The sequence below is a fragment of the Pseudobutyrivibrio sp. AR14 genome, assembly GCF_900101325.1.
In the GTDB taxonomy this organism is placed as follows: domain Bacteria; phylum Bacillota; class Clostridia; order Lachnospirales; family Lachnospiraceae; genus Pseudobutyrivibrio.
Genome location: NZ_FMUY01000001.1, coordinates 168,230 through 191,391, shown reverse-complemented (window position 1 = coordinate 191,391; position 23,162 = coordinate 168,230). Strand labels below are relative to the sequence as shown.

The window sequence follows — 23,162 nt, the reverse complement described above, 5'->3', positions numbered from 1 at the left end:
TATATATTTGTGTTGAAACTGTTATGCTCAAATCAACATCTACAAGCGTACTGGTACATTATTCTCACGTAAGTATGCCTTTAAATCATTAATCTCAAGCTCCTTATAGTGGAACAACGAAGCTGCAAGAGCCGCCTCAGCTCCACCTACTGTAAGAGCCTCTAGAAAATGTTTCTTTTCTCCTGCACCACCTGAAGCAATAACTGGAATATTTACAGATGAAGAAATCGCCTTGGTCAATTCCAAATCAAATCCTGCCTTTGTACCATCCTGATCCATAGATGTAAGAAGAATCTCTCCTGCTCCAAGCTTCTCACACTTTATAGCCCACTCCACTGCGTCAATACCGCAATCCAAGCGTCCGCCATGTTTAAAAATATTAAATCCACTTCCATCATCCCGCTTTTTAGCATCGATAGCAACCACAACGCACTGGCTTCCAAACTTGTCTGCAGCATCTGAAATAAGTCTAGGGTTATCTATCGCTGCTGAGTTAACTGAAATCTTGTCAGCTCCCTCTCTGAGAAGAGCCTTGAAATCATCCACAGTACGAATTCCGCCACCAACAGTAAACGGAATAAATACCTGCTCAGCCACACGACGAACCATATCTACAACTGTATTTCTGTGGTCAGAAGATGCAGTAATATCAAGAAATACTACCTCGTCTGCTCCAGCCTTATCATAGGCTGCAGCAATTTCAACAGGATCACCTGCATCTCTTAAATCAACAAAATTAACGCCCTTTACAACACGCCCATCTTTTACATCCAGACATGGGATAATTCTTTTTGTAAACATATTAACACCTCAACCTTTAAACATTGGCAAAATTCTTAAGTATCTGAAGTCCAACAGCTGAGGACTTTTCTGGATGGAACTGACAAGCAAAGACATTGTCTTTTTCAACTGAAGCATGTATATGACAGCCGTACTCAGTTGTAGCCTTAACTATAGAAGGGTCAGCAGCCTCCAAATAATATGAATGAACGAAATAAACAAATGAACCCTCATCAATCCCCTTAAAGAGACGGCCTTCATTTGGAAAATCAAGAGAATTCCAGCCAATGTGAGGAACCTTGATTCCCTCTCCATCAGGGATTCTTTTAACCACGCCGTCCAAGAGATGAAGCCCCTCAACGCCAGGCGACTCCTCTGAGGAATCAAATAAAAGCTGAAGGCCAAGGCAAATACCTATAAATGGCTTGCCACTAGCAACAAACTCTTTAATAGCCTTATCAAGCTCATATTTCTTTAAATGTCCCATAGCATCAGCAAAAGAGCCAACCCCTGGAAGAACCAGTCTGTCAGCTCTTTCAATTACACTAAAATCCCTGGTGAGGATAGTTTCCTCACCAAGGATTTTAAATGCTTTTTCTACACTTTTAATATTTCCTGCATCATAATCTAGTATTGCTATCATAAATCCGGTAACCCTAAGCCTCTCAGCACCTTTCTAAGTTCTATAGTATAGTAATGTCTGTTAGGCTGTTTATAAATCTCAAGAGCCTGTTCAGCAGTCAATCCAAAATTGTCTGCCAGCTCCTGAATAAGCTTTTCTCCGTATGCATCGTACTGCTCGGAAATGCCATATTCAACAGCATTATCCTTGTACTTGTCATAACGACCAACGCCCTTTATAAGTGAATCCAATGCGTAATTGTACTGCTTGTACATAATAAATGTATCTAATTCATCCTGACACTGCTGTAAATCAGCAAGAGTACGCGCTTGATTTCTCATTAGGACAACTTCTTCGTCATCCATAGGGAACCCATTAAGCTTTTCGTATGCTGAAATATAATTGCCAGCAGCAAAGTCATCTTTGGCCTCTGCCATGTGACGTTTCAAGCCTGTAAAAGTCATTCCAACCATTACTACACTAATTATTGATATAGATAATACCAAAAATGTTGCAATAATGGAAATAGGAATTTTAGGAGAATTATCTGGCTCCTTTGGCTTTTTCTCTTTTTTAGGCTTTGGCTCTTTCTTAGGTTTTTCCTTTTTGTCGCCCTTTTCCTTCGCCTTTTCCTTTTTAGCAGCTTCCTTAGCCTTTTTCTTTTCTTCCTTTTCTCGCTTCTTTTTGGCCTTAGGGTCCTCTGCGCCACCCTCAGGAATTATAGGATTACCATCTTCATCATAGGTAATCTCAACAGTAGAGGAAGTAGCTGCAGCGGCCTCCATCTCTGCTATTTCATCCTCATCTGGAGCTCCAAAAATAAGAAGTGCTAACTTCTGTAGAAATGGATTTGGTGTTTTCTCACCTTTTTTCTTTTTCTCTTTTTTCTTCTTATCTTTTTTGCCTTTTTTACCGCCATTATCAGCAGGTTCATCCGCAGATGCTTCTGCCGATTCATCGATCTCAGCACCCTCAGCAGCACCTTCTTCATCGCCGCTTAAAAGGGATTGAATATCAAGAAGATCTTCGTCATCTCCATCTAGGAGATTCTCCAAATCCATATCATCTTCGCCAGAAAGATTAGGCTCCTCTCCGTCTCCATAAAGAGCCTCGTCTAGAGCATCCATCTCATCTGGTAAAAACTCCTTAAGGGAATCATCAAGAGGCTCCTCCTCAACATCAGAGGTGGCATCATCAAGGGAAAATCCAAAGTCGTCTTCCTCAGAAGATTCCTCAGATTCTAATTCAAGACCACCTAAATCAGATTCCTCATCTGTCGAATCCTCCGTCATAAACTCTGACAAGTCTATTTCGTCATCATCTGCTAATTTAATTGGCTCGTCTCCAGCTAAATCTACTCCGTCCAAAGAGCCCTCTTCAGCCTCTGAACCATTATCCAAATCAGCCGGTTCCTCAGAGTCATCCGCATTCATAAGTGCCTCTAAATCAAATCCGCCAATCATAGAATCATCAGAGCTCTCATCAGTAGAATCATCCACTGATGAAGCCTCAGTTTCTTCTGCAATTGAATCATCATTAGATGCAGCATCATCTTCATCCATCTGCTTATGGGCATCTGATACGACTGTGCTTATATTATCAAGGAGTGCTCCAACCACATTTTCCGATTCAGGTATCTGTCCTGTCTCCTGGAAAATACGCTCCTCCTCATCTATTTCCTGTTCAAAATCACTTATAAATGAATCGGCATCATCAACACCTAATTCTTCCTCAAATTGGCGCAAAAAATCCTCCTCAGATAATACTTTTCTGAGGTAAGGATGGGAATTCTTAGGCTTCATGTCCTCTAGGGCACTGGCATCTATTCCCGTAGCAGTAAAGAAATCCTCCTCTGGCGCAACAGCTTTACGGCTTTCCAAGATCTTTTGGTTAGTGCTTGTAACTCTCTCTTGCACCTCATCTGCATCAGTCTTTGCTTTATTTATTGAATTTAATAGTCCATCAAGGTAGTCTTCTGACTGAGACATAATATATCCTCCCAAAACAAGGATTTTGTTTATTTAAAATAAGGGGTATGCTTGGCATACCCCTGAGAAATTAAATTATTTGCCCTTTCGAGCATCCTCGTACTTAGCAACAAGCTCATCTACAACTGCAATCAATTTTCCAATTTCAGGCTTTGTAAGCTGTGCATCAGCACCAAGACTTTCACCTTTTCTTCTAATCTCATCATTGATAAGAGATGAGAAAATGATAACTGGTATATTCTTTAATGTGTCATTTTCCTTTACAAGCTTGCAAAGTCTGTGACCGTCCATAAGGGGCATTTCAATATCAGTAATAATAAGGTGGACATCATCAAGAACTGTACCTCTCTGATGGTATTCAACTAACTTATCCCAACCCTCTTGACCATTCATGTTGACAATAAGATTGGTATAACCAGCCTTCTTTAAACACTCAACAATAAGCTTTGAAAGAAGTGGTGAATCCTCGCAAAGTAAGATAGGTGATTTGCTTCTATCACGAGTCTCATAATCATCCATCTCGGAAACCTTAAGACCAGTCTCTGGATTGATGTCTGTAACAATCTTCTCGAAGTCAAGGATAACAACAAGTCTATCCTCAAGCTTAATAACACCTGTAGAAACTCCAGATTCATCAGAGCTAATAGTTGCGTCTGGCTTAATGATGTCTTCCCATGATACACGATGAATTCCAAGAACCTCATCAACATGGAAAGCAGTGTTTAAACTGTTGAAGTTAGTAATGATGAACAATCCATCATTAGGAGCTTCATCAGTAATATTTAAACATTTGCGAAGAGAAATGACAGAAATCATAATATCTCTAGGCATGAAGATTCCTTCAATACAAGGGTGCGCGTTTGGCAAAGGCGTAACCTGTTGATATAACAAAATCTCCCTGATCTTGGCAACGTTAATTCCGTAGAAATTCTTGCCAACTTTGAACTCGAGAACCTCCAGCTCATTAGTGCCTGATTCCAATAAAATATTAGTATCCATGCAAATCTCCTCTCATTTATAAATCAAAAAGATTTATATTGTTGTCCCTCTTGTTGTGCCATCACTTGTAACATAAAGCTCAAGTGATGATATATCTTCTACTGACGAATTGCTGAATGAGAACACCAAAATCATATCTTTTGATGCACCAGCCGCCAGAGAACCATCAAATCTAGCTAAATCATTAGATACTGGAGTAAATTGGGTGGAAACCTTTTCTCCTCCATTTATGGATAGGCTGTATTCCCTATCTCTATAATTAGAAAAATCTACTGCCGAATCAGTTGTGTTAGTTGCAGTCACGTATAAAATAACGTATTTCTTGCCATTTACCTCGGTAAGCACAAAGCTCTGTGAAGGCTTAAATTCGGTAGCTACATCAAAGGATGAACAATCAAATGTAACTCCTTCAATATCTACTGCATCGGTAAATGATAAACCGGCATCTGAACCCCCATCTTCAGAAGTGGATGATTCAGTGTCATTAGGTATCTCTATAGGCTCACCAGTCTCTGGATCAATCTGTACATTTTCTTCATCTACAGGCTGTTCTTCAGAAGGATTTTCCTCGTCTACCGTTGCCTCGTATCCCTCTTCAAGCTCTCCCGCCTTAACTCTCGCATTACAGATACCAGTAGTCTGATTCTTGTTAAATTTCGAAACAGTTTTAGATGCATATAGGGTAATAATTGATTCCTCTTCCGCTGTCATAGTATAAAGAGGCTCACCGCAGCCTGTAGCTAAAAGAGAAATGCAACTTACACAAATCAAAAGCATACATCTTTTAATTTTCATGCCATACTCCCAATAATAAACTAATCATTAATGGTATGTTAGCATTAAAATGTGTATTGTTCAACATGAAAAATCAGAAAATTCTATGAATTTTTGGTGGTTTTTATATCTTTTGCAAGAGATAATTCGAACCAAAATTCCACACCATTTTCCAGATTATCCACACCATATTTTTCGTGTAGCAAATCCATAGTGGCTTTTACTACTGACAAACCAATACCACTTCCGCCATATTCACGGCTTCTGGCCTTATCAGCCTTGTAAAATTTTTCCCAAATATGTTTAATATCCTTCTTGGAAATATTATTGCCTGAATTGAATACACTAATTCGAACTTTTCCTTTTTTTACAAATTCGTACTTAACATTTATAACATTCTCATTCAAAACATAGTGAATGGCATTGCTAATAAAGTTGGTAATAACCTGCTCTACCAAGAACTCGTCAGCATGGACATAGCACTCTTCTTTATTAATAAATGAATAGGTAATATTCTGAGCTTCAAAATTAATCTTGTTGCTATCTACTACGCTATCGATCATCTCAGTAAGGTTGAAATCAACATAATCGATATTCATCTGTCCAGCTTCAAGCTGATTCAAAATAAGCATCTCTCGAACAAGTCTATTCATCTTGTTGGCTTCGTCGATAATGATATCAAGATAAATCTGACGGCTATTTTCATCCTCCATAATACCTTCCTGGAGGCCCTCAGCATAACCTTGAATCAATGCAATTGGAGTCTTAAGCTCATGGGAAACATTTGAGACAAATTCCTTACGCATATTCTCTGTCTCTTCTCTAACTTCCAAATCATGCTTTAAGCTTTCATTGGCATCCCTAAGTTGCTCAATAGCACGCTTAAGGGTTGTGGACATTTCATTTATATGCTCGCCCAAATCATCAAGCTCATTGTAGACCCTTTGCGGATAGTATCTAGCTTGAAAATCAAAGTTGGAAATTCTTTTAGTAATATCAATAATCCCATAAAGAGGCTTTGAAAAGCTCTTAATTACGTAATGACTAATTACAGTGGAAATACCAAGAGCAACCACAACCATGAATAAGAAAAATCTATTGGTAATGTGTAATGTACGAGATATTCCAGCGTATGAAGTACGCATAAATACAATACTTCCATCAGGAAGGCATCCTCTAAAAACTAAATACCTATCATCTGCTCCTGGAAACTTACAGGTAAAAATCTGATATTCATCTGTGGTCTGAAGAATCTTGACAGAATCATCTTTTGAATACATAGAAAAGCTGAGTTGCTGGCTAAGCACCTCAGGATCAGAATTAGATTTTACGAGAGATTCACCGTCAGGTCCTAATATAATTACGTAAACAGAATATCTATCAAATAATGCAGTCAGGGGCATCTGATTATCCTCTTCATATAGATTGCCATCCTCTTGCATTAACTTAAGCTCATTAAAAACTGAGCGCATATCCTTCTTTTTTTGGCGCAAATAATAATCGCCTAAAAAGTAGGCTGTTAGCAGACTAATTAATACTAGTGTTCCTAGAAATATAGTTGCTATCAATCCTACAATTTGGCGATTAATTTTATTAGACCTTTGCATCGACTTCAAACTTATACCCCATGCCCCAAATAGTCTTAATATAATTTCCTTTGTCGTCTAGTTTGCTGCGAAGCTTTTTAACGTGTGTATCGATAGTTCTTGCATCTCCGAAGTAATCATAATCCCATACATGATTGAGGATTTTCTCTCTGGAAAGAGCAATACCTTCGTTGTTGATGAAGTAATAAAGAAGCTCGAACTCCTTAACAGAAAGTTCAACTGGAGCTCCATCATTAGTAGCTACATGTGCATCCACATCAAGCTGAATACCACCTGCTTCAACAACCTTCTTGCCTACAGACTCATCTGCGCTTCTTCTAAGCACTGCATTAACACGTGCCATAAGAATCTTTGGAGAAAATGGCTTGTTAATGTACTCGTCTGCGCCAAGCTCAAATCCATTAAGGACATCATTCTCCTCGCCCTTGGCTGTAAGCATTAAAACAGGAATTGAAGACGTCTCTCTGATTTCCTTGAGTACAGCAAAGCCATCAACTTTCGGCATCATGACATCTAATATGATAAGTGAAATGTCACTATCCATGTAGAAGATATCAAGAGCTTGTTCTCCATTTTCAGCCTCTACTACCTCGTAATCCTCTCTTACTAAATAATCCTTGATGAGCTTTCTCATTCGGCTCTCATCATCAGCCACAAGAATTTTGTTCTTCGACATAACACCAACCCCATCCTTGAATAATTATTTGTTCCTCTATTGAACTGAAGAGTTTTCCCTTTCTTCAAGAGCCTTCTCACGAGCTTTTAACTCGGCTTCCCTTTCATCAAGCTCCTGCTTCCAGGTAGAATACTGATCAGTAATAGTCTCTTCGTAATTAAGTATCGTAGGACTGTTAATTGTGCTACTCACATAAAACATACCTATGACACATAACAGAAGTGTAAGCGAAACAACTATAAGTACGCTATTAATGATTTTTAACTTTCTAATCTGTTTTAGCTCTGGACTAGTATCAGATTTAGAAAGCACCCTATTTTTTTCTTGAGCATCAGAATCATCATCACCCTTTTCATCAGATTCTGACTGTAACTCTTGTTCCCCTATCGTATATACATCTTCAACCTCATCTTCAGCAAACATCCCTGAAGCTAATAAATTCTGCCGAAGTTGAGATAAAAACCCCAATCCAATTTCAGTTGAAAACAAGCGCTGTTTAAGAAGCTTGTTGTAAATCTGAAGAACTGTCTTCTCGTCAGCTTCTTTTATCTGACCAAGAATATACTCTACAGTCTTAAGCTCCTTAGCTGCCTTCTTTGCGCTTTCCTCATCGTTAAAGATATATCCACCTATATTATATTTTGCCATATCTTTTACCTGAAAATGATTATATTAATATATTAGCAATTATAGACAAAAAAATCTATCAATATCTTTATTTTTTTGCATTTATTCTGAAAAGTCCGCAAATACAAACCACTACGCCAGCCAATGTAATAACTGTACTGAACCATAATGAGAATGTAACACCGAAGGTATACATGCAGCCGCCTCCAACAAAACTTGCAAGGGCATTAGCAAGTGTCATGGCAACTACAAGGAACGCCTGTCCCTTAACTGAATCCTTAGCAGGCATAAACTCATCAACAAAATGTACAGATGCTGGAATGAAAAGTGCAAAAGCAAGTGCCTGGAAAATCATACTAAAGTAAAGCATGCCAACAGTTGAAGCTAATGCTGTAAATAAAATCTTAACAAAGAAGAAAAATGCTGATATTCCAAATAAAAGCTTAGTGCTATATCTATATTTTATCTTGTTGAATAAAATCATTGCTGGAAGTTCAACTAAAGCAGCAAGTGCTAAGATTCCACCTGTATCAGCCTCATCTCCACCTACGTGACTTGTAATCTGATAAACAAAGTTATTGATTAAAACATGTCCGAAGAAAAAGCATGTAACACCAATCATGATTACAAAGAAAGCCATGTTATCTGAAATAAATTTCTTCACTGTCTTAACTGTGATTTCCTCTCCAGCCTGTCTTTTCTCAAATGGATCGTATTCTTTTGCGAAAGACTTAGATGATTTACTAAGAGTATATCTAAGCCAAATGAGTATAGACATAAATCCAACTGAAGCAATAAATCCAAGTATTGGAAGAACACGCTCCGAAGAAGCCTTCATTAAATTTCCTGCCACCAAACTAATGACAAAGAAAAACAAAGAACCGTTTGCTCTAGCAACACCATAATTCATCTCAACGCCACGATCCTCGATGAAGAAATTAAGCGCATTTAGGAATGGCTGTACAAGCTGTGCAAACATAACACCAATAAAGAATGTAAGCCCTGTAGCTATAGACTTTCCTGATGTAGTGCAAGCAAGAAACATATCAATAGTAACAATAATACCAAGAACTGTAAGTACATCCACTACTGTATAGCGGCTAGAATTATCTGTATTAATTGAAATAATTGGCTGTAAAATAGCAGCCATTGCAAAAGCAAGTGCAAAAAGTATTCCTATTCCCGCAGTAGAATACCCTCTGTCCGATAGGTAAGCTGAGCCCAAACTAATAGCACAGCACACTATCATCCAATAAAATCCCTGTAATAAAAAATACTGGAAATTTAATCGGAAGTCATTTGATGTCTTTAATCTTTCTAGCATAATATTAACTCTCCTTTTATTACATTATAGTAAATCTGTAGAAATATATCAAAAATTCACTATATGTGCATAATGTGATAGAATGTAACAATCAATTTTTAGAAAGGAACACAAATTATTACTTATGATGAAAAAAACAATCAAATCGTTACTAATTCTATTACTCTCACTTATATTGATTGTATTAGGTTATTTTGCTTACTTATTTATCGCATACCACAGGATAGATGACAATCTATCTCTTGATATTTCAAACAGTGGCAATCCAACAGATAAAATCAACGTCGGTCAAACCTATAGAGTATCCTCTGCAAATGTAGGATTTGGTGCCTACTCCGATGACTTTTCATTTTTCATGGATGGAGGCACAGAGTCATGGGCCTTTTCAAAAGAGGCAGTAAACAACAATATCACAAATGAAGCTAAACTCTGTCAGTCTTTACAACCTGACTTTTATCTCTTTCAGGAAGTGGATATTGATTCCACTCGCTCATACCATGTAGACGAAGCAGCGCTTCTCACACAGGTAATATCTGAAAACACAAAAGATACAAGCTGTACATTTGCTGTAAACTACGATAGTCCATTTTTAATGTATCCATTGACTCAACCACATGGCAAGTCAAAATCAGGACTTTTAACAGTGAGCAGTGTCACAATAAATGATTCTGTTCGCCGACAGCTTCCTATTGAAACTGGATTCTCTAAATTCTTAGATTTAGATCGCTGCTACGCAAAAAACTATATAGACGTAGATAACGGTAAACAACTAGTCCTTTTCAACGTACATCTTTCTGCATATACAACCGACCCAAGTACGGCTGTAAATCAAATCAAAATGCTTACAGAAGATATGCAAGCTGAATATGATGCTGGCAACTACGTAATAGTAGGTGGCGACATGAATAAGGATCTATTAGGTGATTCCTCTGATTATTTCGGAGGCGATAAGGAAAGCCATCCTTGGGCAAAAACATTCCCAACTGAGCTCTTGCCAGATTCATTTGAAATAGTAGGTCCAATTGATGAAAACAATCCAGCTCCATCTTGCCGTAACGCAGATGCACCATATACTGAGAATACATTTGTACTAACTGTAGACGGATTTATCATCTCATCAAACGTAGAACTCGTTGATGCAAATGTTTTAAATTCAGAGTTTAAATACTCAGACCACAATCCAGTCTACATGGACTTCATTTTGAAATAATTAAGCTTGGCTAGCCTTAGGACTAGTGCCACATAGCTTATCAACAGATTTGATGATTTCCTGAATTTCAGGAAGATAGTGCTCATGCTCAGTCATGAGCCTATCTATTTCATCTCTTTCTTCTTGGACAATTCTTCTATGATCTTCTATTCTATCTCTGATTTTCTTGCGTCTCATAACAAGTCTATGACGACACTCTGACATATCCTGACGGTTAATCAAAGCATTTACCTGATTAAGCCATATTTTGTCATCAGCAAGACCTATCTCAGAAAGAATTCTCTCAAGCTTATCGTTGTAAAACTCAAGATCATAATTGTTTTGAATATATCTCTTTTGATCTCGAATCTTGTCCTGATACTGTTCCCAAACATACTGTAGTTCAGCAGCTGAAGAAACGTGATATTTGTCTTTTATGTACTCAATGCCATTGGTGACATTAACGTACTTCATTCTCTCAACATTCAATACGCTTATTGCCTGATTGAGATGAACTATCGCTTGGTGATTTCCTTTAACAATGGAGTTTTGTCTAAGGAATACAATAAAACCGCTGGTAGCGCATATAAATAATACTATATACACCCATATATAAATATCTGCCTTAGCAGAATTCTGAGCTGCATTGTACATAACATACAGAAGCATCAAAAGGGCCATAAAACTAACCATAATGATAGAGGCCATTTTCTTAAATAGCTTTTTCTGCTCTCTAAGCTCTTCTCTTTCGATTTCCCAACGGCTCTTCTCCCCCTCCATATATGAAAGGCTTCGCTTGATTTTAGCCTGATAAATCTCGTTATCTATATATCGATTAATAATCTCCGGCATATCCTTCTCATCGCTGGAAATCACCTCGAATTGTTCCTCGGTAATGTTTCGAGAAACACCCTTTGAACTGAGAATGCTTTCCTCAAGCTCGCAGATTTTAGAAGCTGTGTTCCTAAGTATCTTTGCCTCCTCTTTAGGCATATTCTCGATAGCTTTGATGTCGTTAAGATACTGAGTGACAATTCTATACTCAGTCTTTTGCTTCTCTAATTCTTTGGTGGAGGCAATAATCTGCTCACAGGAATCCAAAATATAGTGCTCAAGCTTTTTAGGATTCCAAGTGTCAATGCCTTCAATTTGAGAATAGACTCTACTGAAAGCATCATCGATTTTAGCTGCCTTAAGTTCCTTTTTCTTTTTACGATTTGTAAATAAACCCATTTAGACTCTCCCGAATTATATTTTACAAAGCTTAATATATTCCTTCTTCCAACTATTAATTATATTAGTCATTACCTCCCTAGAGGACTGGCGATTGGAATCATCTGAAAGTAAATCATTAATAGCCCTGTCAAAATCTACTATCTTTTCGTTGTTGGTAGCCCCCAAGATAATATTGTTAACCTCATAAATTTCATCATTAGGAACCTGATATTTCTTCACAAACTCCTGAAAGCCCTCTTCATTGTGAGCACATTTATTGGCATACAAAAGACAATATAATGTCTGTTTTTTATGATTTCTCTTGTATCCCTCATCAAAACATTTGATAGCCTCATCAAACAGAAACAGCTTAGCAAAAGCGCAACCTAAATTGTGGTACACATCTCCCTCTGTCACTGCAGACATCTGCTTGGTTAAATCATCAGCAAGAAGTGTCTCATACTCATATACTGCATCTATAAGCTTGTCTCCAGCCATCAGCCTATCAGCGCGAAGCTTTCTTCGCTCTGGTTCTGATTTATTCTCGAATGTGGAAATAATAGATAAAACATCCTTAATCTCCTTATTTGAAGAATAACCATTGGCGCTTAAAATGTGTCCCACAAAAATATGTAAAGGTGCATTGCTTTGAACCAGTCCAAGAAGCTCTTTTGAAAGAGTCTGATTCTTAAGCTCTCGACCAATCCAATTACATAGTTCTGGGCTCATCAACTTGGAAGATAATAGATATACATTGTTTAAAATATAATAACTAAGCTCTTCCAAAGAGTATACATTCAAGGACGCCTCCTCAATGTAATAAGGTGAAGCCGCTATTGAGTTTTTGCAAATAATTAATGTACTCATAAAACACCCTACTTAATAGATATAATATGCTCCCATTTTTTACCAGAAGCTGCAGATATCTCCCCAAATCCCAAATCCGTAATTGCGATAGAAACAGCAACATCAGAAACAGGACTAGCCTCAATACGAAGTCTAGTAGTTCTATTTTCTCTCTTTGGCATATCTGTAAGTTCAAGAACCTCTGTATGAGCCTCTCTAGACTCAGGTCTTTGAATGAAAAATTCTATTTCTGGCTCTCCATCAAGGATAACCTCACACTCACCCTTTACATCATACCAGCTCTGGCCAGCATCTATGAGTGTATAAAACTTCATCACATTGTTATCAAGAATCTTAATTGAAAGATTCATCTTAAGGTCGTTGTCACCAATAAATATAAATGGCCAATCTCTATTTCCTTCTTTTATGTACCCTGCGTAACATGCTCCCTTTGAATAGAGATTCTTACCTAAGAATACCTTTCGTCCCTTACACAATTTGGTAAGAGATGATTTCATCCAATCACCATCAAAACCATCTCCAACAAGATAGACCGCCGAGTAAAGCTCATTGCCAATTGTATCTGTGATAATCTTCTCGAAAAGCTCATCACGGTTGTCTATGATATCACCATGGTTGGCCACATCAAGTGTAATAAGCTGTGGTCTTGTGCTTTGATTTCTGTTTAAAACACAAGAGATAACATTGGAGCCACTATAATCAAAAAGGGCCACCTTGTATAAGAATAATTCTGGCTTTTGCGAAAGAGCATAATAATAGAAACACTCATTTCTATCAATTAACATCAACTGCTTAGATGAAAAGCCAAGCTTAGATGCCACATAATTCATAAGCTCCATAATTTCAAGGCTAACCTGCTCGACGCAAATTATCAGCTTATCGATACTGTCCATTGCAGCCATAGGACCTGGAATAGAAAAAATCTTATTGAAGAAAATAACAAGTAAATCCTGGGCTTCATAGGAAGAATCATCAATAAAAACCATATCCTTTTTCAGAGCAAGAGTAAAAAGGTCCTCAACTAAAACAGCCTCTTTTGTGCGACTGCGTTTGATGGCCTCATCACCGAAAAACCATTGGCTCATGCCAACTCTCTTAGCCACAGTAGTAGGAATAGAATAACATTCTTCTCCAAGTACTGTACTAACAGTAGAAGGCTCTGCCATATCGGCCTTATAAAGGCTAACAACGGTAGATTTAGCGCTTATATCAATTCCTAAAAAAGCTCCCTCTGAACTCATAAAACTCCTTCACTCAATATTATAATATTGAGAAAATATTATTGGTAACTGTCTCAAGCCCTTGATATTTCTTCATTGAAGCTGCAAGAGCTTCCATTTCTCCATACAGGCTATATCGAGAAATGTCATTCATCAGAGCATATCTTCCAGTTGTGTTGTCTAGCTCATCACTAGCTACAAATGTATCACTCTTAAGAGGCTCCTCCGACTGTTCGTCACAATAGATCTCGTATTTAAGCTCATCCCCATAAAACAGAATAAACTGCTTTACGTACAAGCCATCGTACATCTCTATCATATCCTCTTCCACTGCCTGGCCACCATTTACAGAGTAGGCGATGGTAATAGACTGACGTGGGTCACTGTTAAACTCAATAAAATGCTTGTCATAGAGATGATATTTGATTTTAAGCTCCTGATTACATCCTGCAAAGAAACCAAAATATTGATTTCTAAGGATTGCGTCAGCCAGGAGGATATCAAGCATCTCCATATCATCCTCATCCAAATCCTTTGAGGTACATAGATATTTCAAAAGGGCAATTCTCATACTCTCATTGACAGCAAGTCCCTTTTTATATCTATTGTAAATATAAGAGAAAATAATCTCCGGAATCTCCTGTCCATCAGAAAGGTACGCATGAGCCTGATAAGTAAGGAATGCCTCCACAATCATCTTATTGTTCTTGCGAGCAGCATAAGCCTCAAAAATATCCATTATTCCTTCTGGAAGGAAATCTCTATAAAGAACCTGAGTGATAATTCGCTCAGCAAACTCAACCACATCCTCGCCCTTTTCGTAGGCATTATCAAAAACCTTCATCATAGTCTTTGTAGGACCTACGTAAAAACGAATTAGATAACGAATCATATCACTATGATATAATCCCTCTTCTGTTAAATGAGCTACAAGCCCAACTAAGAAGTCATCTAACTTTTCAGGGTTTTGATTAATCATAAACTGGCATAGCTTTTTCGCTGCCCCATTATCAAGAGAGGTAGCATTGGTGTTTTTAATCATATAGTAAGCTTCTTCGTACTTGCTTCTATAGATAAATACCTCAAGCACAGAGGCTATTGTAGCTGCATCTAAAGAGGTAAGATCTGCCTCATTCATAAAATGCTTTTCAATGACAGCCTCTCGGTCATTAAAACGAAGAATCTCTATAATCTTAGGATAAAGCTCTCTAAGATAATCAGCAGAAAGCTGCTTAGAGTTAATGAGTAACTCAGCCTCATCTGCATCCTGCTCAGATTTTTCATTAATCTCACCCTTATTTTCCAAATCCATAATGGCATAAGGAAGATTTAAAGGAGTAAGGCTTCTAAGTGTACCCATGTAGGCTTCTGGATGAATAACATCCTCTATCAAATAGGCATCCTCATCCACAAACAAAAATCCATTTTCATCCTCTAGGAAAATAACACCCTTTTTCCCGATATAAGGAAAATATGCCTTGTGGTCGGAAATATTGGCAATAGTAGGTGCCTTAAACTCATCCTGATAGAGAAAAATTCTATTAACATCAGAATTGATAACTGCAATCTTTTTCTTAAATGCAAGTTCAGAAACCAGATGAGCAATCTCGGAATCAAATATCCCCATCTCCATGAGGCGCTGATAGCAAACCGCCAAATTGTCATCAAGACGACCTATTTTTAACTGCTCAAGCGCAAATGTCTCAATGGCAGACTCATACTGCTCATAGGTCTCTGGATCCTCGCTCTTGTGCAAAATAATATTGGCATACAAAAGAGCCTTTTTCTCAGGTGAAAGCTCATTATTGTATTTAAAGAACATGGTGAGAAGCTTAGGCAGCTTATCAACTGAATAGTCTGGAAGACTCTCCATGTAGGCCTCAAAAAGGCCAGACACATGCAAATTAGAATCTATAGCCAGCTTGAACCACTTAAGGAATCTATCCTCTACATAGTTGGCCTTAAGCAAATATGTAACAATGCCAAGCAATAATTTCAAATCAGGATATACCTTGTAGCACTCCTCCAAAATAGGAAGCACCATTGGGTTATATGTGCGCTCAGTTTCAAGAACATGAACCATCTGAATAGCTATGTCATTGTTAATAGCCTTTTTCTTCCGAGCCCAGTTAAGTATTTTGACAGTAAGCTCGTCAAACCCAGAAATCAAATATGGGTCCTGAACGAATATATAGTATGCCTCAATATACAAAAGAGGCGAATCATAGCCATCGCTAATCCACTCTCCTATATCGCGAAGCTTGGCTGTAGGATTTTTAATGTATTCTTTTCTAAGGAAAAGGAGGAACCAAAAAATCCTAACATCGTCATAATGCTCTCTAAAAATAGACTCAATGGTCTCAGTAAGCCTATCTACATAGCCCTCCTCACGCTCAATAAGAGTACAAATATAAAGCAAAAACGCCCAGTCACCGCTGCCCTTATCCTCGATTGTGCGCTTTAGATCCTGAATAATCCAAAGGGCCTCCTGCTTTTGATTGTTAGTCACGTATAAAAGAGCCTTCATCAGAAGGATATAATTATCATCTGCAAGATCTGGTGCCAATGAATCAATCATCTCAAGAGTCTTAGTGCACCACTGACCTGTAGTAATATTTCTAAGTCTGAAATCCTCATAGAGACGACATGCATTGAGCTTTATAAGATTAGTCTCATGGGAAACTGTATCAAGGACAGTACCTTCCTTGTCTGCAGTGGCGAGGATTGTAATCTCCCTATGAATATTACGATAATCAAATGAAATGCGTGCGTAATTAAGACCAGCATGCATCTTTTCCTTGTGGACATAGTAATTCATGGTAAAGATAGAACCCAAGAAAAAGTCAGATGTAATATGGCTCTTATCAATAGACACAAAGTCAGCATCACAAGAAACAGCAATATCAATATAGCCCCAGGTAGATCTGGTAATCTCTATTTCACCTTTTATATTTTCATTAATCTCGTAGTATTTATCACATCTTTCATCTAGGTCAAAGGTCATCTTCTCTTTGAGCCCACATGAAACTAAAAACTCGTCAACATTGATAGCAGAAATAGGCGCCGCCTTAAATCCTCTGTACAAAAGACGGGTACGCTTGTCCATATCTAATATAAAATTAGCAAAACGATCTGAATAGAAAAGAGAAACAGCCTCTGTAAATCTATTCTGAGCAAAGTCTGCATATTCTTGAAGAGTACGAATCTCTCCATTTGAGGAAATAAGAGGTGGCATAATATAGCTAATTGTAAAAGGAATATAATTTTCAACTCCTACCGCAACAATTACAAAATCCCCCTTTAATTCCTCCCCAACTTTAAAATTTAAATCATCAACTGTATAGTGGATTTTAACATTAACACTGTCAAATAAAGGTTCCTGGATTTTGATGTATGGATTGGTGCAATAAATTACACCTCTGATTTTTACATCATTAAGACTCTTAAAAGAAATCTCCCCTGAAAAAGAATCATGAATAAAGCAAGTCTCATGGATTTGCTCAACATCAAACTCAATATTTGGTTTTAAGTCGCCGAATTTATCCTCTGAAATTCGATAGATTCTTTTTCTCAAAACATTACCTCTTTCATATTAGTTTGCAAAAATAAGTCTTTGCACACTAATCCTAGCATATTCATAGTCAATTATAGCACAACATGTTGTGTTTTCAAACGTTATCCATAACAAACTTATGGATATTTAGTCTAGTCGGTGCTATTATGTAGATGTTTAAAAAAATGCTTATATTTCAAGGAGAAATCATGATAAAACACAAGGATCATTTTCACGGAAGTGACTTAGAAAAAATTGAGCAAATTTATGGCATAAAAAAAGAGGACATCATAAGCTTTTCTGCTAATGTAAATCCACTTGGCATCTCTCCCAACCTTAGAGATGGCATTGCTAAAAATATTGACTGCATCACTACATATCCTGATAGAGATTATGTTCAGCTGAGAAAATGTATTGCAGAGTACTGTGGCACAGAGACAGACAATATCATTGTAGGAAATGGTTCTACAGAGCTTATTTCCCTTTTCATCCAAATTGAAAAGCCAAAGAAGGCATTAATCCTAGGCCCTACCTACTCTGAATACGAACGTGAAATTGCTCTAGAGGGAGGCAAGACCATCTATTACCCTCTCAGAGAGGAAAACGACTTTGTTTTAGATGTTAACCACTTTATAAGCAAGCTGTCAGAGGATATTGATATGCTTGTTATATGTAATCCAAATAACCCTACAGGTACTGCAATTAACAATCATGACATGAGAAAAATACTTGATGCCTGCAAGGAATGCGACATATTTGTAATGGTGGATGAAACTTATGTTGAGTTTGCTGAAAACATAAAAGAAGTTTCATCGGTGAGCCTCACTCGCACCTATGGCAATATTGCAATACTTCGCGGTACATCAAAGTTTTTTGCAGCTCCAGGTCTAAGGCTTGGATACGCCATCTGCTCTAATTCAGATTTGATGTCAGTTATGAACCAAAGAAAAGATCCTTGGACAATCAACTCTATTGCTGTTATTGCTGGAACACTTATGTTTTCAGATACCAAATACATAGAGGCCACTCGTTCACTTATCGCATCAGAGAGAAATCGTCTATACGATATTTTTGAAAAGAGCTCTAGATTCAAGCCATATTGGCCACATGGTAATTTTATGCTATTGAAAATTCTTGAGGATGGAATTACCAGCAATGACTTATTTGATAAATGCATTAGAGCCGGTCTTATGATAAGAGACTGTTCTACTTTCCCTTATCTAGGGGAGAATTACATTAGATTCTGCTTTATGAATCCAAAAGACAATGACCGTCTTGTAGACTTACTTTTAAATTAAATAGCAATAAAAAAGACCTTTTGTTTTCACAAAAGGTCTTTTCATATTAAGGCTTAAGCCAAATATCCATATCAACGCTTCCTTCGATACCATTTACATGGCCTGACTCTGTATACTGCCAGAGATCAAATTCATAAGGCCAATAGAACTCCTGATTGTATCCCGCAAACCATTTTTTATAGTCAGTAAGCTGGCTCAAATCTAAAAGCATAGCCCCCATTTCAGTGTTATGATAAATCATAGTGTCATAACCTGCACCCTCAATTGTATTCAAAAATACTTTTGTAAGATTAGTACGTTCATCAACAGAAAGAATGTTAGTACGAGCATCTTTGGCAGCAACTTTTTCCACGTCAAAAACTACAGGCAATTGTAGCTCATAACCATCTAGTATATTTAATACTGTGGCAGCCTCTTCCACTACCTCAGCCTCGTTGATGGCCTGAGAAAAAACATATACACCAACATCAAGTCCGGCAGCCTGTGCTCCCTCTATATTCTCTACACATTTCTCATCAACCATGAGCTTTCCTGTGCCATAGCCCCTATACATTGCTCTGACAAAAACAAACTCTACTCCATCAGCGGCAACTGCCTCCCAGTCAATATCTCCCTGGTGGGATGACACATCAATTCCAAATCTAGAAACAGTCTGTCCATCCGAATAAGAGTATCTACCAGTAGTCTCATCTACTGACAAATTTTCAACTTTATATTCATTTTTAGCCAATGAATCATCTATCTCTACGAAGTTGTATCTATTATTAGCTGCTACAACTATATAGTCAGGATAAAATGACTTGAGAACTGCAATAACTGATGAACCATCCTCAAGTGAGCCCTTAAGATTGGCAAGAACAGATATTTTACCCTGATCTATGCCCTCTTCCTTAGCCTCTTCAATGAGAGCCTCAACTTCCTCGCTAGTGTATGACTTACCAGTCTTAACCTGAATACGGTTGTGAGTGTCTGCGACAATATAAATCACCCCAACTGCAACCAATGTCAAAATAATAGATAATATAGATACCAAGAAATAACGAAATGCTCTTCTCATAACTTATAATTTTAATGTCATATCATCAAGCGAACCTATCTGCTTGCGATACCACACAATTCCCTTCCATTCTCCGAATTTGTAACCTATGTTAGTAAAATGTCCTACTTCTTCAAAGCCAAGAGCCTTGTGAAAAGCAATGCTTGCAACATTATCATCTGTGATTACACCGTACATATACTTGTAACCAATAGCTGATAATCTGCGTTCTAATTCCTCGTACAATGCACGTCCAATCCCAGCTTTTTTAGGAACCTCTGGTGAGGTGTAAATAGTAGATTCTACAGAAAACTTGTAGGCATCGTGATGTCTAATCTGACCGGCATAGGCCATACCAATGACCTTGCCTGATTCATCACATGCCACAATATAAGGATATGCTTTTTTTGTTTCAACTATTGAATCCTCATAGTCCTGAATAGAACCATTGACCTCTGAAAAAGTAACGAATGAATTGGCTACATAGTAACCATAAATATCTCTGATAGCTGAGGCATCACTAATCTCAGCCTCTCTAATGGTAAATTCCATTGCTAATCTCCTAAATAAAACGATAAAAAAATTCTAACAAATATTAAAAATAGGGTCAATGGAAGAACCCTTATGACTTTACAAAAATAGCAAATAGTCTTATAAGTATTAAGGATAATCCAAAAGAAGCACGAGGTAAAAAATGAAATATAACACTATACTCTTTGATTTAGACGGAACTCTTTTATATACCCTAGAGGATCTTACCGACAGCATTAATTACATGCTTTCAAAATATAACTATCCTACACATCCAATTGAAAGCGTTAGGCAATTTGTAGGAAATGGACTTAGAATGCTAGTTACACGAGCCCTTCCAAATGGAGAAAATCAGGAAGGATTCGATGATTTTTTAAATGAATTTATCGATTATTATAATCACCATAACAGAATCAAAACCAAGCCATACCCAGGCATACTTGAAACCACCGAAAAACTTGCTTCTATGGGAATTAATATGGCCATTGTAACTAACAAAGGTCAGACAGCCACCAATTCTCTACTAGAGGACTACTTCAAGCCACATATAACAATTGCAATTGGAGATGATGGAAATCACGCAAGAAAGCCAGATCCTGAGCCAATCAACATGGCACTAAAAGCCCTTGGTGCAAATGATAAATCAAAAGTTCTTTATGTAGGGGACTCTGATGTAGATGCAACAACTGCAGAAAACTCCGGACTAGACTATGTACTATGCACTTACGGTTTTCGAGATATGGAAGACTTAAAAGAATTTAAGCCGGTGGCATTCATAGACTCAATAGACAAATTATTAGATGTAATCAAATAAGAAATAGGCACTGAATTCAGTGCCTATTTTAGTGTTCAAATATTGTAATTAAATAATTGCCTTACTTAGCATAAGCCTTGTAAATAGCTACATGATCATCGATGCATCGCCAAGAGCTAGTTGATTTAGCTGTACAGCAGATGTATTCCGCTCCACTTTCAGAAGTCATAGAGCTAACTGCGCAGCTTCCTGATTCATCTACGTATCCCGTTTTAGCACCAAGAATTGTACCGCCAATATCCTTGTCCTCAATTCGGCGAAGGAACCAGTTAGAAATTGTAATTCCCTCAGGATTAACATTAGTAGCAGTAGAATTGTAAACCTTAGTAGTTAGAACCTCTCTGCAAAATTCATCATCAAGAGCCGCCATCATGATTATTGAAATATCGTATGGAGTGCTATAGTGATCATCAGCATGGAATCCTACTGGATTAGTAAAATGACTATCCTTAAGTCCCATATTTTTAGCTTCTTCATTCATCATATCAACAAAACTGTCAATATCACCTGCAACATACATTGCAAGCTGTGCAGCAGCATCTCCACCAGAAGGAAGAATAGTTCCGTAGAACAAATCTCTAACCGTCATTTCCTCTTCTTCAACAAATCCAGATGTTGAGCCCTCGCCTGCATAAGAATAATCAACTGCCTCATGAGACATTGTCACCTTATCATCCAGTTTATCTGGAGAAATATGCTTTGATGCAACAAGAACAGTCATTACCTTCGTCATAGACGCTGGCACTATTCTTTCATTACCATTTCTTTCACCGACGATTTCTTTGGTGTTATTGTTTATCAAAATGGCATACTCACTGACAACATCGCCGCTAATTTGAACAGTATCTCCTGTTTCTTTTGCGCTATATGCGCCAACAGAACCGCTAACTTCCTCCGCTTCCTCTGCAGAAGCATCTTCCTTGGCTGCATCAGGATCCACATCACCTGAAGATACCTTCAGACCAGTTTTTTCTTCTTTCTCCTCAGCAGCTGCCTTTTCCTCGGCTGCCACTGTCATAGTCTTGTTATTGCCCTTTATATGAGAAACAATGAAACTGCCAACGACAAAAATTGCTATAGAAATAAATGCTATTTCAGCATAAACCTGTATTCTTCGAATTAATCTCTTACGTCTACGATATACACGTCGCTCTTCGTAAGACATGGTACTTCGTCTTCTATAATTACTCATAACAAAAAACTTCTCCCTCTCCCCTAACTTATAAAAAATTTTAACATTGACGCATCATGTCTTCAATTCAGAACAGACTTTCCGTAACATTTGTATAAATTAAACATATAATCTTCTTTATCTATTTTAGACTGATTGATTCTTGGCAATAATAAGAGAAAAATATCCTGTATCATCAGGTATTTCAGAAAGCTCTCTATATATCTTTTCATTATCCATACTACAGTTTTCTACGGCCTGAACCTGCATATTTTTTGCAGACAATAGCTCTTTAACTTCTTTCATATGACTTGCAGATTTCATAAAAACGTAGTTGCCTTCATATTCAAGAGATTCATCCTCTTTATGAACAGCCGGAATTATATGAAGAGACTCATCCCATTCAACAAGTGGCAAATTAAGTCTTGCGGCAGCCGCACAAAATGAAGGTATGCCACTGACAAGTTTTACCTCATATCCATCGTCCTCTAGAATATGCTGCAAATAACTGAAAGTACAATAGATTGTCACATCCCCAAGGGTTAGATAAACAACGTTCTTCCCTTGGTCAAGATATGACTCTATTAAGTTGGCACCTTTTTCATGTTCTTGTTTTATTAATTCCCTATCCTTTACCATAGGCATATATATAGGGATAAGTGTTTTCTCAGAAATTTCAGGAACAACCGCCTCAGCTATTTTATATGCAACAGACTCCTTAGGGTTCTTTCCTGGAACCGCTATAATATCATTTTCACGAATCATACGAATGGCCTTAAGTGTCATTAACTCAGGGTCTCCTGGTCCTACTCCTACGCCATAAGCTATTCCCTTCATTTCTTTCTATCCTCCATTTTAATAATCTACATGT

The 23,162-nt window shown here is 37.6% G+C and carries 20 protein-coding genes; 3 read left to right on the top strand and 17 right to left on the bottom strand.

The annotated features are described in order from the left end of the window. Positions 1-39 precede the first annotated feature (39 nt). From hisF to BLP50_RS00840, 9 genes are all read right to left on the bottom strand, one after another. Positions 40-801 carry an imidazole glycerol phosphate synthase subunit HisF gene (gene hisF, locus BLP50_RS00880; RefSeq protein ID WP_090149525.1) on the bottom strand — a complete coding sequence of 254 codons (762 nt, stop codon included), beginning with the start codon at positions 799-801 and terminating at the stop codon, positions 40-42. 16 nt (positions 802-817) lie between these two features. Next, a complete protein-coding gene (gene hisH / locus BLP50_RS00875; RefSeq protein WP_090149523.1) occupies positions 818-1,423 on the bottom strand; it encodes an imidazole glycerol phosphate synthase subunit HisH in 606 nt (201 codons plus the stop codon). Further along, positions 1,420-3,390 (bottom strand): hypothetical protein, encoded by a 1,971-nt coding sequence (locus BLP50_RS00870; protein ID WP_090149521.1) that lies wholly within the window; start codon positions 3,388-3,390, stop codon positions 1,420-1,422. The genes hisH and BLP50_RS00870 overlap by 4 nt, the downstream gene beginning before the upstream one ends. Positions 3,391-3,465: 75 nt before the next feature. After that, entirely contained in the window at positions 3,466-4,389 is a 924-nt protein-coding gene (locus BLP50_RS00865; RefSeq protein ID WP_090149518.1) for a chemotaxis protein, read from the bottom strand. Between the two features lie 33 nt (positions 4,390-4,422). After that, entirely contained in the window at positions 4,423-5,184 is a 762-nt protein-coding gene (locus tag BLP50_RS00860) for a hypothetical protein (RefSeq protein WP_090149516.1), read from the bottom strand. 83 nt (positions 5,185-5,267) lie between these two features. Then, positions 5,268-6,656 (bottom strand): sensor histidine kinase, encoded by a 1,389-nt coding sequence (locus tag BLP50_RS00855; RefSeq protein ID WP_176753648.1) that lies wholly within the window; start codon positions 6,654-6,656, stop codon positions 5,268-5,270. A 100-nt stretch (positions 6,657-6,756) separates the two neighbouring features. Next, positions 6,757-7,446 (bottom strand): response regulator transcription factor, encoded by a 690-nt coding sequence (locus tag BLP50_RS00850; RefSeq protein ID WP_090149511.1) that lies wholly within the window; start codon positions 7,444-7,446, stop codon positions 6,757-6,759. Between the two features lie 36 nt (positions 7,447-7,482). Then, complete coding sequence (locus BLP50_RS00845; protein ID WP_090149507.1) at positions 7,483-8,094, bottom strand: hypothetical protein; 612 nt, start codon at positions 8,092-8,094, stop codon at positions 7,483-7,485. 67 nt (positions 8,095-8,161) lie between these two features. Continuing rightward, the gene (locus tag BLP50_RS00840) at positions 8,162-9,397 is read right to left on the bottom strand and encodes an MFS transporter (RefSeq protein WP_090149505.1); all 1,236 of its coding nucleotides are present in this window, start codon (positions 9,395-9,397) and stop codon (positions 8,162-8,164) included. 124 nt (positions 9,398-9,521) lie between these two features. Between BLP50_RS00840 and BLP50_RS00835 the strand changes: the two genes are divergently transcribed. After that, entirely contained in the window at positions 9,522-10,607 is a 1,086-nt protein-coding gene (locus BLP50_RS00835; protein WP_090149502.1) for an endonuclease/exonuclease/phosphatase family protein, read from the top strand. On the opposite strand, the gene BLP50_RS00830 is transcribed toward BLP50_RS00835, so the two are convergent. The 4 genes from BLP50_RS00830 to BLP50_RS00815 are packed head-to-tail and all read right to left on the bottom strand — an operon-like array spanning position 10,608 to position 17,462. Beyond that, on the bottom strand, positions 10,608-11,819 hold the full coding sequence (locus BLP50_RS00830) for a hypothetical protein (RefSeq protein ID WP_090149499.1): 1,212 nt from the start codon (positions 11,817-11,819) through the stop codon (positions 10,608-10,610). Positions 11,820-11,834: 15 nt separating this feature from the next. Next, on the bottom strand, positions 11,835-12,668 hold the full coding sequence (locus BLP50_RS00825) for a hypothetical protein (protein ID WP_143001105.1): 834 nt from the start codon (positions 12,666-12,668) through the stop codon (positions 11,835-11,837). 8 nt (positions 12,669-12,676) lie between these two features. After that, positions 12,677-13,909, bottom strand: coding sequence for a DUF5716 family protein (locus tag BLP50_RS00820; RefSeq protein ID WP_090149494.1), 1,233 nt, complete (start codon positions 13,907-13,909; stop codon positions 12,677-12,679). A gap of 19 nt (positions 13,910-13,928) precedes the next feature. Then, positions 13,929-17,462, bottom strand: a complete 3,534-nt coding sequence (locus BLP50_RS00815) for a DUF5717 family protein (RefSeq protein WP_090149492.1) — start codon at positions 17,460-17,462, stop codon at positions 13,929-13,931. Between the two features lie 188 nt (positions 17,463-17,650). On the opposite strand from BLP50_RS00815, the gene BLP50_RS00810 reads away from it, so the two are divergent. Continuing rightward, entirely contained in the window at positions 17,651-18,739 is a 1,089-nt protein-coding gene (locus tag BLP50_RS00810) for a pyridoxal phosphate-dependent aminotransferase (protein WP_090149489.1), read from the top strand. 46 nt (positions 18,740-18,785) lie between these two features. On the opposite strand, the gene BLP50_RS00805 is transcribed toward BLP50_RS00810, so the two are convergent. Together BLP50_RS00805 and BLP50_RS00800 are read right to left on the bottom strand one after the other, a co-directional pair. After that, entirely contained in the window at positions 18,786-19,796 is a 1,011-nt protein-coding gene (locus BLP50_RS00805; RefSeq protein WP_090149485.1) for a glycoside hydrolase family 25 protein, read from the bottom strand. A 3-nt stretch (positions 19,797-19,799) separates the two neighbouring features. Beyond that, entirely contained in the window at positions 19,800-20,327 is a 528-nt protein-coding gene (locus BLP50_RS00800; protein ID WP_090149482.1) for a GNAT family N-acetyltransferase, read from the bottom strand. Between the two features lie 142 nt (positions 20,328-20,469). Between BLP50_RS00800 and BLP50_RS00795 the strand changes: the two genes are divergently transcribed. Further along, on the top strand, positions 20,470-21,120 hold the full coding sequence (locus BLP50_RS00795; protein ID WP_090149480.1) for an HAD family hydrolase: 651 nt from the start codon (positions 20,470-20,472) through the stop codon (positions 21,118-21,120). Between the two features lie 61 nt (positions 21,121-21,181). On the opposite strand, the gene BLP50_RS00790 is transcribed toward BLP50_RS00795, so the two are convergent. Beyond that, a complete protein-coding gene (locus tag BLP50_RS00790; RefSeq protein ID WP_090149476.1) occupies positions 21,182-22,312 on the bottom strand; it encodes a D-alanyl-D-alanine carboxypeptidase family protein in 1,131 nt (376 codons plus the stop codon). Positions 22,313-22,438: 126 nt separating this feature from the next. Further along, a complete protein-coding gene (gene cobI / locus BLP50_RS00785; RefSeq protein WP_090149473.1) occupies positions 22,439-23,128 on the bottom strand; it encodes a precorrin-2 C(20)-methyltransferase in 690 nt (229 codons plus the stop codon). Positions 23,129-23,162: the final 34 nt, after the last annotated feature.